The following is a 16222-nucleotide window of genomic DNA, read 5'->3' as shown; positions in this document are numbered from 1 at the left end:
CTACGGCCGGGGGAGCACCCCCCACTCGGTGAGGGCCGTCAGGAGGCCGTCCGTCAGCGGCAGCCGTTCCAGGTCCGCCTGGTCGCACCAGCGCACGTCCGCCGCGTCGTCCCCCGCGATGGGCGTCCCCGCGGACGCGGTGGCGAGGTAGTCGCGGATCACGTACGTGACCCCTCCGGGCCCAGGCCGGTCCACGACGCCGGCCAGGCGGCCGACCGTCACGTGCAGCCCTGTCTCCTCCAGCACCTCACGCCGCACGCCGGCCTCATCGTCCTCACCGGGCTCCAGGCGCCCGCCGGGAACGGACCACAATCCCTTGCCGGGCGGGCGGCCCCGCTGCACGAGCAGAAGGCGGTCGAAGGCGTCGAAAATGATCGCGCCGACACAATTTACGCGCACATGACCAAGATTACGACGGGATAACGGTCACCGGCCTTGACGTGGCCGTGCCGGAGAAAGCACCGTGGGTAGTTGTGAGAGCGGCTCCAACCTGTCCACGGTGCTTTGGCCCGCTTCACGGGCCGAGCGCCTGGTCGTCTGCGTTCAGATGTGACTCGCACGGCGATGTCCTGCCGTATCAGCCTCCGTGGCCGCCGACCAGCACCGCGCTCGAGGCAATACGCAAGAGCTCCGTCGTGCCCGTGTGGCTGCCATGGCCGTTGCCCGCCGGCTGGCTGGTGACCGGCTTCGGCGAGGTCGGCGACCAGCGCACCGGCGCGCGCGCCAGCCTGGTCGCGTTGACCGGGCCATCGCTGATGGAAGGGCCGGCGGACCTCCTCGTCATCGCCGAGGAACCGGGCATCGGGCTGGGCGCCGCGTTCGCCGGGCTCGACGGGCCCGACCCCGGCGAGGGGTTCGACTCGGGCCCGCCGAACGCGAAGATCGCCGTGCTGGGCCATCCCACCGCGCTGTGGTGCGTGGACGGCCAGAGCGACCGGGCCGTCTACGCGGGCGAGGCGATGGGCAACTGGCTGTGGGCGATCGCCTGGCCGGCCGACGCGGGCTGCATGATCGCGCTCGCCGAGCTGTCGCTGCTCGACGTCCGCGATCACGAGCTGGACGTCCCTTTCGGGGCGTTTTCTCCGAGACTCGAAGATTAGCGATTCGCGCTGTCAGGGGAACGGACTAGAGTGCGGAGGCGTGACAGCGCGTATCGAGCGAGTGGTGACCGAGGGAGTCGTCGACATCGACGGCACCGAGCACAAGGTCGAGAACAACACCTGGATCGTGGGTGACGACGACGAGGTGATCGTCATCGACGCCTCGCGTGACGCCGACAAGATCCTGGAACAGGTCGGCGAGCGGGAGGTGCTGGCCGTCATCTGCACGGCGGGCCTTCCCGACCACGTGGGTGCCGCGATCGAGGTGGCCAGCAGGGATGAGGCAGTCGTCGCCCTGCACCCCAAGGACAAGCCCCTGTGGCGGGAGACCTGGCGCGAGACCTGGCCCGACATCGACATGGAGGACGACGGCATCTTCGGCGTGGCCGACGTCCAGCTCGACGTCATGGAGACGCCCGGCGTCTCGCCTGGCGGCGTCTCGCTCTACTGCGAGGCGCTCGGGGCCGTGTTCACGGGCAAGGCACTCCAGGCCGACGGCCCCGGCAAGCTGGGCGGCGAGTATCCCGCCCTGGCCGACCAGCTCACCTCGATCGGCGGGCGGCTGTTCACGCTGCCCGGCGACACGCGGGTGCTGGCCGCGCACGGCGACGAGGTCACCATCGGCGACCTGGAGCCGCACTTCGACGACTGGGTCTCCGGCTCGCTGACCCGCGTCGACACCGAGGCGGAGAGCGAGGGCCCGCTCACCGACGGCACCAGGATCTCCGGGATCAAGCTGGGCGACGACTGAGGTGCAGGGCCAGCTACCGCTGGAAGGGATGCCGCGGCGGCTCTACTCGTGCACGCCGTCGCGGTTGAACACCTGGCTCGACTGCCGCCGCCGCTACCGGTTCACCTACCTCGACCGGCCGCAGCCGTCGAAGGGGCCCGCGTGGGCGCACAACAGCGTGGGTGCGAGCGTGCACAACGCGCTGGCGGGCTGGTGGCGGGAGCCGTACGACCGCAGGACCCCGCTGACGGCGTCCATCCTGCTCACGAACGGGTGGATCACCGAGGGGTTCAGGGACGCGGAGCAGTCGGGGCGCTGGCTGGGCCGCGCCCGCGACCTCGTGTCCGGATATGTCGCGACTCTGGATCCGTCCGACGACCCGGTGGGCGTCGAGCGCACGGTCGCCACGCGGACCAAGGTCATCGCCCTGTCCGGCCGCATCGACCGGCTCGACCGGCGCGGCGACGAGCTGGTCGTGGTCGACTACAAGACCGGCCGCCGCCCGCTCACCCAGGACGACGCCCGCTCCTCGCTGGCCCTGGCGGTCTACGCCGTGGCGGCGTCCAGCATGATGCGCACCCCGTGCCGCGCGGTCGAGCTGCACCACCTGCCCACCGGCGAGATCGTCGAGTGGCGGCACACCGAGGAGTCCCTGGCCCGGCACCTGAGCAGGGCAGAAGAGGTCGCCATGGAGGCGTCCGAGGCCGACGACCGCTACCGCGCCGCCATGGGCGAGCGGCCGGGGCCGCGCCGCCCCGCCGGCGAGCGGCAGACCGTCGGCCCCGCCGAGGTGCCCGCCGACGTCGACAAGCTGTTCGCGCCCAGCCCGGGGCCGATCTGCTCCTGGTGCGACTTCCGCCGCCACTGCCCCGAGGGCCTGGCCGCCGGTCCGGAACGCCAGCCCTGGGATGGTCTGGCCGAATAGCGGTTATGCACCCTATGTGAAACCTGTGGGCCGGTTACCGGCGGTGGTGGCGCTGGGTTCGCTGTTCAACCCGCTGAACTCGTCCATGATCTCCGTCGGGCTGGCCGACATCGAGGCCGAGTTCCACGTCGGGATCGCCGCGGTGACCTGGCTCGCGGCAGGGTTCTACCTGGTCGGGATCGGGGTGCCGCCGGTGACGGGCTCGCTGGCGGACCGGTTCGGGCCGCGGCTGGTGTTCTGCGCCGGGCTGGTCACGATGGGCGTCACCGGGGTGCTGGCCGCGCTGGCGCCGTCGTACCCGGTGCTGGTGGCCGTCCGGCTGCTGCAGGCGCTGGGGAGCTGCGCGACGATGCCCGCGGGCATGGCCGTCATCCAGGCCGTGATGCCGGGCGAGGACGGCAGGCCGCCGCCGCGCGTCATCGCCACGATCTCGATGGTGCTCACCGCCAGCGCCGCCGCGGGGCCCGTGCTCGGCGGGTTCCTCGTCGCGGCGTGGGGATGGCGGGCGATCTTCCTGGTCAACGTGCCGCTCGCCGCCGTCGCGCTCGCCGCGGCGCTGCGCTGGATGCCCAAGGTGCGCGTGGACGGGGCCCGCGAGGCGATGCTGCCCAGGCTGAGCGGCGGCCTGCTGGCCACCTGCGGGCAGTTCGCGCTCGGGAACGTGGTCTTCTACCTGGCCTTCTTCGCGGTGCCGCTGTGGGCGCGCACGGCGGCGGGGCTGCCTGCGCATGTGGCGGGGCTGCTCGTGCTGCCGCTGGCAGGGCTCGGCATCGTGGCCACGCCCCTGGCGGTGTCGCTGGCCAGGCGGGCCGGGCTGCGCGTGCTGCTGGTGTCGGGCTCGGCCCTGCTGCTCGCCGGCTCCTGCCTGATGGTGCCCGCGCGTACGGTGTGGCTCGTGCTGGTGGCCGCGGCGCTGCTCGGCGTGTCGGCGGCCTTCACCCAGTTCGCGCTGAACTCGCTGGTGTTCGTGCACGCCGACCGGCGCGACACCGGGGCCGCCGTGGGCGTCTTCCAGGCGTCCAGGTACGTCGGCGCCGGCACCGCGTCGGCCCTGCTCGGCGTGCTGTTCGAACGGGCGGGGCTGGGCGGCGGCGCCTGGCTCATGGCGGGCGCGTCCGCGGCGGCGCTGGCCGGGGCCGTGCTGCTGCCGGTCAGGCGCCGCGCGGCCAGCGGCGAGGATCGGTCACACCCTTGAGCCCCTTGCCGACGTCGTAGCCCGCCGCGCCCAGGCGGTCCCTGGACGCCCGCAGCATCCGCCGGGTGCCGGGCGTGAAGGCCCGGTCGTGCACGGGCTCGGGCAGGGAGTTCAGGCCCAGCCTGAACGCCTTCAGCGCCGCCGTGACCGCCGCGCCCGGCACCTCGGGCAGCGCGCCGTACATCCGCCTGGCCCAGCCGGGCAGCGTGTAGTAGCAGAGCGCGCCGAACGGGAAGTAGACGGGCTTGCCCGGCGACAGCAGGCGCAGCTCGCGCGGCAGCCGCGGCCACAGCAGGAACCGCACGGTCGAGGCCGCCTCGGGCGTCACCCGCAGGCTGGGCCGCATCCCCTTGAAGTAGGCGTCCATCTCGGCGCACGAGCCGGGCACGTCGTCGAGGTGCAGGCCCACGTAGGTGGCGCTCTTGCGCTGCTCGTACAGGTAGCGGTCGGCCTGGCGCTCGCTCAGCCCCAGCCCGCCGCGCCTGGCCACCTCCAGGTACGACGACACCTCCGCGCAGTGCACCCACAGCAGCAGCTCCGGATCGTCCACCCGGTGCGTCCTGCCGGTCTCGGGGTCGCGGATGCGCAGCGATCTGTGGATGCCGCGCACCCGCCTGCCGATCTCGTCGGCCTCGCGCGGGCTGCCGAACGTCACCCGCCCCACGAAGTCGGCGGTGCGGCGCAGGCGGCCGAACGGGTCGTCCTGGAAGTTGGAGTTCTGCCAGACGCCCAGCATGGCCAGCGGGTGCAGCGCCTGCAGCATGAGGCCGCGCACCCCGCCCACCCACATCGAGCGGTCGAGGTGCACCTGCCAGGTCGCGCTCCGCGGCGGCTGGACGGCGAGTTCTTCCATAGTAAGTATATGGTTACACCGTATTGGACCTGATGTCCAAGAAATGCTTCTCGGCCGCGTTCCAGAACCTCACCAGAGCCGCCGCCGTCGTCTCCGGCGCCTCCACGGACGGGGAGTGCACCGCACCGGGCACGACCACGCACTCGGCGCCCAGCCTGGCCGCCATCTCCGACTGCGACTCGGGCGGCCAGCCGTCGTCGTGCTCGCCGTACAGCACGAGGGTCGGCACCTCGATCTGACGCAGCTCGTCGGTGCGGTCGTGCATCGACAGCACCTGCTCGGCCATGCACGACAGGCCCGTGGGGGAGTTGGCGAGCAGGCGCTTGCGCAGGAACCGCAGGATCTCGTCGGACACGTCCTGGGCCAGCGCCTCCGGCTCGAACCTGGCGTGCCAGATCGCCTCCAGGCCCAGCGACGGCACCTCTTCCATGATCTTCCTGCCGTTGCCGGCCCGCCTGCCCTCGATCGCCCCGGGGCCCGAGCCCATCAACGTGAACGAGGCGAACCGGGTGCGCCCGTCGATCACCGCCTCCCTGCCCACCAGCCCGCCGAACGAGTGCCCCACCAGATGCACGGGGTCGCCGGCGCCGATGACCTGGGCGAGCGCGTCCACGTCGGACCCGAGGGCCGCGCACGTGTAGGCGGCGGGATCGTCGGGGCCGGGAGTCTCGTACTGGCCGCGCAGATCGATCGCCACCACCCGGCGGCCCGACTGCGCCAGGGTCATCAGGACCGCGATGAAGTCTTCCTTGCTGCCCGTCAGCCCGGGAACCAGGAGCGCGGGCCAGCGCTCAACCACACCGCTGACCGGAACGGCCTCCAGGGCCGCGAACGTGCCCTGTGACGTCTCGATCTTCTGCGGTGTGACGCCAGGAGGCAGGTCGAGGAATCGCGGCGTACTCACGTGGGGCAACAATACCCAGAGGTCAGCGCCTCGACACCGGCATGTCCACTACGCTGGTGCGAGTTCTGAGGAGTTGTGAGGTATGCGCGATCTCGAGATTCGGCCCGCCACCTCGTGGGACGACGTGCGGACGGTCTTCGGGCCACGGGGCGCCTATTCCGGTTGCTGGTGCATGTGGTTCCGGCTCCCAGGGCCGGAATTCCGCGACACACCCGCCGACGGGCGGAGGGAGCGGCTCCAGGGGCTCGTGGAGGGCTCTGAGAGGGCGCCTGGGGTGCTCGCGTACCTGTCGGGGGCTCCGGTGGGGTGGTGCGCCGTGGCGCCGCGTGAGGAGCACGCACGGCTGCTCCGCTCCCCCGTCGTGCGGCCCGCCTCCCCTGGGGAGGAGGGGGTGTGGTCGGTGACCTGTTTCTACGTGCGGCGGGAGGGGCGCGGGCGCGGGTTGCCGGCTGCCCTGCTCGAAGGGGCCGTGGAGTATGCCGGGTCGCAAGGGGCTCGGGTGGTCGAGGGGTATCCGAAGGACTCCGGGAAGCGGGTGGGGGCCGAAGAGCTGTACTACGGGTGGCGGGCGCTGTTCGAGGGTGCGGGGTTCGAGGAGGTCGAGCGACGGTCGCCGACCCGGCCCATCATGCGGCGCACGCTGACGTGACGCGGGCGTGCGCCCGCGCGGGGGCGCACACCCGGGCATGCGAAAGGCGCGCACCCTCGCATGGGTGCGCGCCCCTCTGGACGTGCCTACCGGCCGGACGTCAGCCCGTGCGACGCCGGTTGCCGCCGCCACCGTGGCCACCGCCACGGGACTGGCGGCGCTGCTGCTTGCGCTCGGTCGCGGCCGACGGCGCGATGTCGTCGTCGTCCGTCGCCAGATCCGGCGACTGGAAGATCACCGTGAACGGGCTGGCCGGGATGATGCGCTCCGGCTCCCTGCGCACCGGCGGAGGCGGCGACGCCAGGAAACTCGGCTCGGGCTCGGGCTGAGCGACGGGCGACTGCGTACGCCTCACCGGCGCCTCCTCCACACTCTCGGCGACATTCTCGGTACGACTTTCGGCCACGGGCCCGGTAACAGGCGCTGGCTCGGTCACGGTCTCCTCGGCGGGAGCCCGCCGCGTACGGCTGCGCGTGGCGGCCGGCGCCTCGGTCTCCTCGACGGCGGCCTCGGCCTTGCGCGAGCGGGTGCGCTTGACCGGCGCCGCCTCAGGGGCGTCGGAGAGCGCCTGCTCGATGGCTGAGGAAGCGGCGCCCCTGCGCGTACGGGCGCGCTTGGGCTCGGCCGCCGCCTGGATCTCGTCCGCGGTGAAGATCGCCGGAGTCTCCTCCGTCTTGGCGTTCACGAGTTCGACCTCCGGCCTCTCGACGGGTCCGGCCTCCGCCAGCTCCCTGCCGCCGCGGGTGCGGCGACGCTGGCGGGGCGTACGGGCAGCAGGGCGCTCCTCGCGCTCCTCACGGCGTCGCCCGCCACGCGTGCGGGTCCGGCCGGTCTCGCCGAGGTCCTCGATGCGCTCGGCCGACAGTCCCGCGCGCGAACGCGAGGCATGCGGCAGGACGCCCTTGGTGCCCTCGGGGATGGCGAGTTCGGAGTAGACGTGCGGCGAGGTGGAGTAGGTCTCCTCGGGCTCGGCGAAGTCGAGCCCGAGCATCTGGTTGATCATCTTCCAGCGGGTCAGCTCCTCCCACTCCACGAACGTGACCGCGATGCCCGTGCGCCCGGCCCGGCCGGTACGGCCGATGCGGTGCACGTAGGTCTTGTCGTCGGTGGGGCAGTCGTAGTTGACCACGTGGGTGACGTCGTCGATGTCGATGCCGCGGGCGGCCACGTCGGTGGCCACCAGCACGTCGATCTTGCCGTTGCGGAACGCGCGCAGCGCCTGCTCGCGCTGGCCCTGGCCGAGGTCGCCGTGGACGGCCGCGACCGCGAAGCCGCGCGTGTCGAGCTGCTCGGCGACCATGTCGCAGGCCCGCTTGGTCTCACAGAAGACCATGGTGAGCCCGCGGCCGTCGGCCTGCAGCAGCCGCGACAAGATCTCGATCTTGTCCATGCGGTGCGTGCGCCACACGATCTGGCGCACCTGCGGCGTGGCCTCGCCCTCGCCGCTCTCGTGCTCGGCGCGTACGTGCGTCGGGCGGTTGAGGTACTTGCGCGACAGCGCGACGATCTCACCCGGCATCGTCGCCGAGAAGAGCATCGTCTGCCGCTGTTCGGGGATCAGCTTGAAGATCCGCTCGATGTCCGGCAGGAAGCCCAGGTCGAGCATCCGGTCGGCCTCGTCGAGGACGAGCGTGGTGATCTGACTCAGGTCGAGGTGCTTCTGCTTGACCAGGTCGAGCAGACGGCCGGGGGTGCCGACGATGACGTCGACCCCGGCCTTGAGCGCCTCGATCTGCGGCTCGTACGCGCGCCCGCCGTACACGGTGAGGACCCTTGAGCCGAGCTTGCCCGCCGCGGTCACGAGGTCCTCGCTGACCTGCGTGGCGAGCTCACGGGTCGGCACGATGACCAGCCCGCGGGGCTTCTTGCGGTTCTTGCGCGGCTTGCCGATGCTCTGCAGCATCGCGATGCCGAACGCGTAGGTCTTGCCCGTGCCCGTGCGCGCCTGGCCGATCAGGTCCTGGCCGCTCAGCGCGAGCGGTAGCGCCATCTCCTGGATGGGGAACGGTGTGACGATACCCTCGGTCTCGAGGGCATCGGCGATCTCTGGTGTGACTCCGAGGTCTCGGAAAGTCGTCAGCGTGGCCTGCCTCAGTCTCAAATGAAGGCGGGCCTGCCGGGACCGACGGGCGGAAAACGCCCCCGTTGTGTGGGTCCTCGCGGTAGAGCCAGCCCTCTCGCGTCATCAGCGACCGCGCACCCGGGGAATCGGGGGGTAATCGGGGGATTCCCCCGAATTAACACAGTGCGGTCGCACTTTCACAGAGCAGTGTACTCGATACCACAACGCTGACCGAGCTTGCGTATGTTCCCGTAGATTCTGCGAAGTACGCTGCCTTCCATGAAGGAGTCCTCTGGAGTCGTCGACCTGCTCGGTGTGCTGGCCTACGCGGAGCTCAGCGCGTACGCGCGCATGACGGAGGACGCGGCCACCCTGGCGCCCTCCCTCGCCGACAGGGCGGCGCTTAGTGAGCTGGCCGTGACCGAGTACGCCCACTTCCGCCTCCTGCGCGACCGGCTGGCCGAACTCGGCGCCGATCCCGGCGCGGCGATGTCTCCGTTCGTGGGCGCGCTCGACGCCTGGCACACCCAGACGAAGCCGGCCGACTGGCTCCAGGCGCTGGTCAAGACGTACGTGGGCGACGGCATCGCGCTCGACTTCTACCGCGAGGCGGCCAGGCTGCTCGACCCGTCGATCGTCAAGCTGGTGGACGAGGTGCTGGTCGACGAGGAACGTTCGCAGTTCGCCGTCGAACGCGTCAGGGCCGGCATCGAGGCCGAGCCCGCGGCGGCCGGACGGCTGGCGTTGTGGGCGCGGCGGCTGGTCGGCGAGGCCCTGAGCCAGGGCCAGCAGGTCGCCTCCGCGCGGCCGGAGCTCGCCCTGCTGCTCATGGAGTCGCAGCAGGAGGGCCAGACGGACATCTCCCGGCTCTTCGCCAAGCTGACCGAGGAGCACAACAAGCGCATGGCGGCCATGGGCATCTGAACGGGTCTTGGCATCGGGCGGCGCGCGGGCACGCGACGGTTGTAGCGTGCCGTCATGAGGGCCTCGCGCCGCTACGGCAGTTCCCTGACGAGATGTGGACCGAATCGCTGGACCACCCGGGCCGTGCTGCGGAGGGAGGGCGTTCGCTGCCCGGCCTCCGACCCGAGGTGCGATGCGGTCATCCGGCCTCGGCGGCCCCGCGGGTGCCGCCTGACCTCATCCCGCCCCTGACGCGCCGCCACGTCCCGTACAGGGCACGACGACGGCTCGCGCAGCGCCCGGCAGCGCCCCGTGAGGAGCGGCGCCCGTGCAGCGCCCGTGCAGAACGGCGCTTCGGGACAGAACGGCGCTCGTCAGAAGGGCGACGCTCGTGAAGGGTACGGCGCGTCAGCCGTACCCCCCGCCCCGCCGGGCCGCTAGAGCGTGCCGCCGAAGCCGACCGGCCTGGACTCGTCCTCGCCGATCTCGACGAACCCGAGCGATGCCACCGGCACCACTACCCGCCTGCCCTTCACGTCGGTGATCGCGAAAACACCGCCGCGATCGACGGACAGGGCGTTCCTGATCTCCTCTTCGACCTGCTCGGCGCTGAGGTCGGTCTCGACAACGAGTTCGCGGTGTACGGAGCGTACGCCGATCTTGACTTCCATCGTGGCTCCCTAGTCGACGGGCTTGCTCACTCCCATCGTCGCCGGTCGGCCCCCCGAGAGGGCCGATGATCGCGCCAAGCGAACGGGTTATGCCGTACGCGGAAATCCGCTGATGCCCCGCCACGCCAGCCGAGCCATGAGCTGCTCGGCAGCGTCCTTCGGGATCGAGCCCTGCGTGGTCACCCAGTAGCGGGCACTCACCTCGGCCATGCCCACCAGCCCGACCCCGAGCAGGTGCGCCTCGTCACTGGTGCACCCGGTGTCTTCCTGGATCAGCTCGCTGACCATCTCGGCGCACTCGCGCAGCGAACGCTCCACCCGCTGCCGCACCGGCGCGACGTTGCGCAGGTCGGACTCGAAGACCAGGCGGAACGCCTCGCCCTGGCTGGAGACGAAGTCGAAGAACGCGCTGAAGGTGGCCTGGACGCGCAGCTTGTTCTCGTGCGTGGAGGCCAGCGCCTCGCGGCACCGGTTGACCATGTCGTCGACGTGCAGGTCGAGCAGCGCCAGATAGAGCTCCAGCTTGCCGGGGAAGTGCTGGTAGAGCACCGGTTTGCTGACCCCGGCCCGCTCGGCGATCTCGTCCATGGCGGCCGCGTGATAGCCGTTCTCCACGAACACTTCCTGCGCGGCGCTCAGGAGCTGCCGGCGTCGGGCCAGTCGGGGCAGCCGGGTGCCCCGGGGCTTGGCATCCGGGGTTGCGGTCACGCGGGTCTCCATTGATCTCGTCAGGCGGGCTGTGGGTGTCAGGCGTTCCCACGCAGCGCACATCCTACGTGCCGGTAGGTCACGCGTCGGCGGCGGTCGCCGGCGCGGGACCGCTCCAGTGCAGGTCATCGGCGCCGAGCCGGGCATCGGGCCGGTACGGAACCGGCATCGAACGGGCGCCGCGCCGACACGACCCTCGCGCCGGAGCGGCGTTGGGCCTACGACCGGCGTCCGGCCTACGTCGATCTCGTGTGAGACCGGCGTCCGGCAGAAGTCGCCCGCGCAACGGCTCAGCGGTAGTCGTCGTCGTCGAGATCGACCACACGGTCCTGATCGGCCGCGTCGGCCGGGTCGACGTCCAGCGGCAGCTCGCGACGCAGCCGCCCCACGGTCTGGAGCACCTCGCGCCGCTGCTCGGCCGCGTCGGCCTCCGGCGTCTCGATCGACCTCTCCTCCTCCTCGTCGGCGTAAGGGCCTTCGTCCCCGCGTATGTCCATCTCCGACATGTTCAGGTCCCCCTCTCGGTGCGGACGGACCCAGCCTACGCCCGGCCGAAAAGGTCGCCGCGCTTCTCCACCCTGGCGAGGGCGTCGGGCGCGGTGAACACCAGGTCGTCGGGGTGTTCACAGCTCTCGACCTCCTTCCACGTCAGCGGGGTCGAGACCGTCGGCTGCTCCCTGGCCCGCAGTGAGTACGGGGCGACGGTGGTCTTGGCCGGGTTGTTCTGGCTCCAGTCGATGAACACCTTGCCAGGCCGCAGCTTCTTCGTCATCACGCTGACGATCTGGTCAGGGTGCTGCTTCTCCAGGAGCTGGGCCAGCCTCTTGGCGTACGCGGACGGCTCCTCGCGGCAGTCCCAGTCCGCGTACAACTGCATGCCCTTGCTCCCGCTGGTCTTCGGCAGGGCCCTCAGGCCCTCCTGCTTCAGCACGTCGCGCAGCAGGACGGCCACCCGGGTGCATTCGACGATCGTGGCGGGCGCGCCGGGGTCGAGGTCGAACACGAGCGTGTCGGGCGGCAGCGCCTGGCCGTCCTCGTCCACGCGCCACTGCGGCACGTGCAGCTCCAGGGCGGCGAGGTTGGCGTAGTAGACGAGCGTGGGCAGGTCTTCCACGACGGCGAAGTCGATGGTCTCGCGGTTCTTGGTGCTGCCGGGGGCGGGCAGGGTCACGCGCCTGACCCAGCCGGGGGTGTGGTCGGGGGCGTTCTTCTCGAAGAACGACTGGCCGGCGACGCCGTTGGGGTAGCGCTTGACGGTCAGGGGGCGGCCGCGCAGGTGGGGGAGCAGGACGGGGGCGATCCGGCTGTAGTAGTCGATGACCTCGGCCTTGGTGAAGCCGTAGTCGGGGTAGAGGACCTTGTCCAGGTTGCTCAGGGTGAGCTCGCGCCCGTCGACCTTGACCGGCACTTTCATCGCGTCACCTCCGCGGGGAGCTTGTCGGGGCGCAGACCGCGCCACACGGGGTGGCGCAGCCGTTGCTCGTCGGTCCACATCGTGTAGGCCACCTCCCCGACCAGATCCGGCCTAACCCACCGATTCCTCCACGGAACCTCGTTGCAGAACGGGCTGCGCGGGATCTCCAGCGGTCGCAGCAACTGGTACAGCTCGTCCAGCACCGCGTCGGTGAAGCCCGTGCCGACGTGGCCGACGTACGTCAGCCCGCTGTCCGTGAACATCCCCATGACCAGCGAGCCGACCCCGCCGGAACGCCGCCCCTTGCCGGGTTTCCAGCCGCCGATCACGACCTCGCGGGTGGCCAGGTTCTTGACCTTGATCCACCAGGGTGAGCGGACGCCCGACCGGTAGGGGGAGTCGAGCCGCTTGGCGATCACGCCTTCGAGGCCCTGCTGGGACGTGGCCGAGAGCAGGTCGGACTCGCCGGGGAAGTAGGGCGGCGCGCCGATGTCCAGCTCGTCCAGCAGCGCCCTGCGGTCGCGGTAGGACAGCTCGAACAGTGGCATGCCGTCGAGGTAGAGCAGGTCGAACGGCACGTACGTGATCGGGTACAGCTCCAGCATGACCGGCTCGGGGTCGATCATGTGCATGCGCCGCTGGAGCCGTTCGAAGCTGGGCCTGCCCTGCTCGTCGAGGGCCACGACCTCGCCGTCGATGATCGCGTTCTTCAGCCCGAACCCGGAAATTTCCGGATATCTCCGCGTGTATTCGGCTCCATGCCTCCCCGTCACCCTCATCCCACCGTCAAGATGGATGAGGGCGCGGATGCCGTCCCACTTGACCTCGAGGCCGTACTGATCGCGTTCGGACGGTAGTTCCCCAGGTACGGCCAGCATCGGTTCGATTGGGTATGGCATTGGTTGCCCCATGACGGGTATGTGCCCATTGCCGGGCCGGTTGAGAGCTGAGGGGTGCCCCATGCGCAGCATCTGGAAGGGCGCGATCTCCTTCGGGCTGGTCACGATCCCGGTCAAGCTCTACTCGGCGACCGAACAGAAGGACGTGACGTTCCACCAGGTCCACCGCGAAGACGGCGGCCGCATCCGCTACAAGCGGGTCTGCACCCAGGACGGCGAAGAGGTGCCCTACGCCGACATCGCCAAGGGCTACGAGCTGGCCTCGGGCGAGATCGTCGTCCTCACCGACGAGGACTTCGAGGACCTGCCGCTCAGCACGTCCCGCAGGATCGACGTGCTGCAGTTCACGCCGGCCGAGCAGATCGACCCCATCTACTTCGCCAAGTCGTACTACCTGGAGCCCGACGCGCAGGGCGCGAAGCCGTACGTGCTGCTGCGCAACGCGCTGGAGAGCTCCGGGCAGGTCGCCGTGGTCAAGGTCGCGCTGCGGCAGCGCGAGTCCCTGGCCACGCTGCGCGTCAGGGACGGCGTGTTCGTCCTGGAGACCATGCTCTGGCCGGACGAGATCCGCGCGCCCGAGTTCGCCTTCCTGGAGGAGGACATCGAGGTCCGCGCCCAGGAGCTCAAGATGGCCGAGTCCCTGATCACCACCATGGAGTCCGACTTCGACCCGGCCGAGTACCACGACACCTACCGCGAGGCGTTGCAGCAGGTGATCGAGGCGAAGGTGGCGGGCAAGGAGGTCATCCCGGCCCGCGAGGAGGAAGAGGCCGGGCCCGCGGTGGACCTCATGGCGGCCCTGCGCGCGAGCGTGGAGGCGGCCAAGCGGGAGCGAGGCGGCGAGTCCGCCAAACCGCGGAAGGCGGCGGGCAAGCCGGCGGCCAAGGACTCCAAGGACTCCAAGGACTCCAAGGAGTCGAAGGAGCAGGACGAGAAGGCCGCGCCCAAGCGGAAGACCCGCAAGTCCGCCTGATCGGTTCTCAGGCCCACAGATAGAACGCGCGCCGCGACCTCTCCAGCCAGAGGTCTGCCTGGCTTTCCGCTGTGGGTGGGAGTCGGATGACGCATTTGTACGGGGCCGGCACCGTGCGGCTGAACTCGCGGGCCGTGTCCTTCAGCAACGCCGTATGTCCGGCGATCGCCTCGTCGTGAGCTTGTTGCCCCGGGAATCGTCCGGTCGTCGGATGGCGGGCCGGGGCTTCGGTGGGGGCAGTAGGGGCCGAAAGGGACATATGCGGATAAGTAGTGTTTTTTCATTGGATAAATCTTTAAGGCGAGCAATAAGATTGTTAATGCAGAGCAAAAAGGAGTCGTGCCTGTTTGCCCGCCCATCTGCCGGAAATGACACATCGTGGATGGCTCTTCACGGAACATCCAGAAGCCGTTTTCGGGATAATACGGAAACGGTGAGAACGGGGCAATCGATCCTTTAGGGGGAAAACGCAATGCCCAAGCTCAAGAGTGTTATCGCAGGCCTCGCCATCAGCACCGCCCTGACCGGTGGTGTGGTGAGCGCTGGTGCGGCCACCACTCTGGCCAGCGCCGACGCTGCCACCCAGGTCAGCACCGGCACGTCCGTCCTTGCCGGGAACCACTGCGGTTGGGGCTGGCGCCGCTGCGGGTGGGGCTGGGGCAACCGTGGCCACCGCCACCACCGCATGCGCGTGAAGATCAAGGTCTACAACAAGAACTACAACCGCAACCCGCAACACCACGAGCCGCGGTCGGAGCGTCGGACTACTGACGACACCAACACGGACTGATATGACCGGGCGTTAATGGCGCAGGATTTCTCCTCGTCTCGTGGCGCTTTCTGCGAGGGCCCTCCGGCGAATGGCCGGAGGGCCCTCGTTGCGGTTCTGGTCGGCTTTTGGACGGGGGATTGTGGCGGGTAAAGGGCGGGATATGCGCTCGCGTGCGGCCGTGCGGCCGTGCGGCCGTGCGGCCGTGCGGCCGTGCGGCCGTGCGGGCGTGGGCGTGCGGGGGGCCGGCGCATGGCGAGCGGCATCGAGGCGCGGCGCGACGGCACGGAGTCGGGGGCGCACCGCACCGCAGCGTGGCGCGTTGGCACGGTCGCGCGGTGGCCGGTCGCACGGCGGCGTAGCGCGGCGTGGCGTGGCGCGGCAATGCGGCGTGGCGCGGCAGCGCGGCGCGGGGACGTGGTGGGGCGCGTGGGGGTACGGCACTGTGGCGTGGCACGGTCGCGCGGTGACATGGCGCGGGCGAGCGCGGTGCACGGGCGGAGAGAGCAGCGTGGCGCGGCGACGGCGCGGGCGTGCGTGGTGCATGGCGCGGTGGCGCATGGCGGCATGACGTGGCGCAGCGTGGCATGGCGTGGCGCAGCGTGGCGTGGCGGCATGGCGTGGCGGCATGGCATGGCGGCATGGCGTGGCGCAGCGTGCGGTGGGCGGGGCGGGGTGGCGCAGCGTGGCGTTGGCCTGCGGCGGGCGGGGTGTGGTGGCGCGGCGCAGGGGAGGTGTCGCGTGCAGAGTCCCTTGACCGGTGCCTGCTGTGCGGTGCCAGAGCAGTCGGGGAGTCAGTGCCGGGCCAGTGCCTCGCGCCGGGTCGCGCCGGGTCGCGCCGGGTCGCGCCGGGTCGCGCCGTGACGGGCTTGGGAGCGGGTGGGCCGCCGGCATGAGCGCGTCCGCGGCGCAGGAGCCAGAGGTCGGGGCGAGGGCCGGAACATGAGAAGTGCCCGCATCCACCGGCGTCCCGGTGAACACAGGCACTCCCCGAACTACGGCCCGAGCTCATCACCCATCGGCGCGCTCGTCAGCCAGAGGTTCTACCACCGATCACGATCCCGGTGATGGTGACCGTTGTTGTTGTAGTTCCTGTTGACGATGACGATCCGGACGCGACCGTGGCCGTGGTGGCGGTGGCCCCAGCGCTTGCCGCGGTTCCACCCCCATCCCCAACCCCAGCCGCGACCGCAGGAGCTGCGACGCCAGCCCCACCCGCAGTGGTTGCCCGCGAGGACGGACGTGCCGGTGCTGACCTGCGTGGCGGCGTCTGCGCTGGCGGCGGTGGTGGCCGCCCCCGCGGACACCACGCCGCCGGTCAGCGCGGTGCTGATGGCGAGGCCTGCGATAACACTCTTGAGCTTGGGCATTGCGTTTTCCCCCTAAAGGATTCGATTGCCCCGTTGCGGATGACGAGTAGCAAGTCATCCACACAGGGCATATTTCCCACCTAAAGGGCGACAAACG

General features: G+C 70.6%; 18 protein-coding genes. 8 read left to right on the top strand and 10 right to left on the bottom strand.

Annotated features, from left to right (window positions below; translation table 11 throughout):
• Entirely contained in the window at window positions 1-399 is a 399-nt protein-coding gene (locus tag FXF51_RS42275; RefSeq protein ID WP_148440411.1) for an NUDIX hydrolase, read from the bottom strand.
• 41 nt (window positions 400-440) lie between these two features.
• Between FXF51_RS42275 and FXF51_RS42270 the strand changes: the two genes are divergently transcribed.
• The 4 genes from FXF51_RS42270 to FXF51_RS42255 are packed head-to-tail and all read left to right on the top strand — an operon-like array spanning window position 441 to window position 3950.
• The gene (locus tag FXF51_RS42270; RefSeq protein ID WP_316247666.1) at window positions 441-1100 is read left to right on the top strand and encodes a DUF6758 family protein; all 660 of its coding nucleotides are present in this window, start codon (window positions 441-443) and stop codon (window positions 1098-1100) included.
• Window positions 1101-1140: 40 nt separating this feature from the next.
• Window positions 1141-1851: an MBL fold metallo-hydrolase gene (locus FXF51_RS42265; protein ID WP_148440410.1), complete on the top strand. Its 711-nt coding sequence runs from the start codon at window positions 1141-1143 to the stop codon at window positions 1849-1851.
• A 28-nt stretch (window positions 1852-1879) separates the two neighbouring features.
• Window positions 1880-2755: a RecB family exonuclease gene (locus FXF51_RS42260; RefSeq protein ID WP_148440409.1), complete on the top strand. Its 876-nt coding sequence runs from the start codon at window positions 1880-1882 to the stop codon at window positions 2753-2755.
• A 16-nt stretch (window positions 2756-2771) separates the two neighbouring features.
• Window positions 2772-3950 carry an MFS transporter gene (locus FXF51_RS42255; protein ID WP_187414882.1) on the top strand — a complete coding sequence of 393 codons (1179 nt, stop codon included), beginning with the start codon at window positions 2772-2774 and terminating at the stop codon, window positions 3948-3950.
• Here the strand turns inward: FXF51_RS42255 and FXF51_RS42250 are convergent.
• The gene (locus FXF51_RS42250; RefSeq protein ID WP_187414881.1) at window positions 3907-4803 is read right to left on the bottom strand and encodes an oxygenase MpaB family protein; all 897 of its coding nucleotides are present in this window, start codon (window positions 4801-4803) and stop codon (window positions 3907-3909) included. The two genes, FXF51_RS42255 and FXF51_RS42250, sit on opposite strands and share 44 nt — an antisense overlap.
• Window positions 4804-4816: 13 nt before the next feature.
• Window positions 4817-5707, bottom strand: a complete 891-nt coding sequence (locus FXF51_RS42245; protein ID WP_148440406.1) for an alpha/beta fold hydrolase — start codon at window positions 5705-5707, stop codon at window positions 4817-4819.
• An 82-nt stretch (window positions 5708-5789) separates the two neighbouring features.
• On the opposite strand from FXF51_RS42245, the gene FXF51_RS42240 reads away from it, so the two are divergent.
• Window positions 5790-6356, top strand: coding sequence for a GNAT family N-acetyltransferase (locus FXF51_RS42240; RefSeq protein WP_148440405.1), 567 nt, complete (start codon window positions 5790-5792; stop codon window positions 6354-6356).
• A 100-nt stretch (window positions 6357-6456) separates the two neighbouring features.
• On the opposite strand, the gene FXF51_RS42235 is transcribed toward FXF51_RS42240, so the two are convergent.
• The gene (locus tag FXF51_RS42235; RefSeq protein WP_222871707.1) at window positions 6457-8346 is read right to left on the bottom strand and encodes a DEAD/DEAH box helicase; all 1890 of its coding nucleotides are present in this window, start codon (window positions 8344-8346) and stop codon (window positions 6457-6459) included.
• 351 nt (window positions 8347-8697) lie between these two features.
• On the opposite strand from FXF51_RS42235, the gene FXF51_RS42230 reads away from it, so the two are divergent.
• Window positions 8698-9342, top strand: a complete 645-nt coding sequence (locus FXF51_RS42230) for a ferritin-like fold-containing protein (protein WP_148440404.1) — start codon at window positions 8698-8700, stop codon at window positions 9340-9342.
• Between the two features lie 416 nt (window positions 9343-9758).
• Here FXF51_RS42230 and FXF51_RS42225 read toward each other — a convergent pair whose 3' ends face one another.
• The 5 genes from FXF51_RS42225 to ligD (FXF51_RS42205) form a co-directional block, all read right to left on the bottom strand.
• A complete protein-coding gene (locus FXF51_RS42225) occupies window positions 9759-9992 on the bottom strand; it encodes a DUF3107 domain-containing protein (RefSeq protein WP_148440403.1) in 234 nt (77 codons plus the stop codon).
• An 87-nt stretch (window positions 9993-10079) separates the two neighbouring features.
• Complete coding sequence (locus FXF51_RS42220; protein ID WP_185100948.1) at window positions 10080-10700, bottom strand: TetR/AcrR family transcriptional regulator; 621 nt, start codon at window positions 10698-10700, stop codon at window positions 10080-10082.
• Window positions 10701-10990: 290 nt separating this feature from the next.
• A complete protein-coding gene (locus FXF51_RS42215) occupies window positions 10991-11197 on the bottom strand; it encodes a hypothetical protein (RefSeq protein WP_148440401.1) in 207 nt (68 codons plus the stop codon).
• Window positions 11198-11241: 44 nt separating this feature from the next.
• Window positions 11242-12114 carry a non-homologous end-joining DNA ligase gene (ligD, locus tag FXF51_RS42210; RefSeq protein WP_148440400.1) on the bottom strand — a complete coding sequence of 291 codons (873 nt, stop codon included), beginning with the start codon at window positions 12112-12114 and terminating at the stop codon, window positions 11242-11244.
• A complete protein-coding gene (gene ligD, locus FXF51_RS42205) occupies window positions 12111-12992 on the bottom strand; it encodes a non-homologous end-joining DNA ligase (RefSeq protein WP_262380189.1) in 882 nt (293 codons plus the stop codon). Before ligD (FXF51_RS42205) ends, ligD (FXF51_RS42210) begins: the two co-directional genes overlap by 4 nt.
• A gap of 82 nt (window positions 12993-13074) precedes the next feature.
• On the opposite strand from ligD (FXF51_RS42205), the gene FXF51_RS42200 reads away from it, so the two are divergent.
• Together FXF51_RS42200 and FXF51_RS42195 are read left to right on the top strand one after the other, a co-directional pair.
• Window positions 13075-13986 carry a Ku protein gene (locus tag FXF51_RS42200; RefSeq protein WP_148440398.1) on the top strand — a complete coding sequence of 304 codons (912 nt, stop codon included), beginning with the start codon at window positions 13075-13077 and terminating at the stop codon, window positions 13984-13986.
• 472 nt (window positions 13987-14458) lie between these two features.
• Entirely contained in the window at window positions 14459-14776 is a 318-nt protein-coding gene (locus FXF51_RS42195; protein WP_148440397.1) for a hypothetical protein, read from the top strand.
• A 1022-nt stretch (window positions 14777-15798) separates the two neighbouring features.
• Here the strand turns inward: FXF51_RS42195 and FXF51_RS42185 are convergent.
• A complete protein-coding gene (locus tag FXF51_RS42185) occupies window positions 15799-16125 on the bottom strand; it encodes a hypothetical protein (RefSeq protein WP_148440395.1) in 327 nt (108 codons plus the stop codon).
• Window positions 16126-16222 lie beyond the last annotated feature (97 nt).

It is taken from the genome of Nonomuraea sp. PA05 (genome assembly GCF_008086045.1).
In the GTDB taxonomy this organism is placed as follows: Bacteria; Actinomycetota; Actinomycetes; order Streptosporangiales; family Streptosporangiaceae; genus Nonomuraea; species Nonomuraea monospora.
This window is presented reverse-complemented; position numbering and strand designations above follow the sequence as displayed.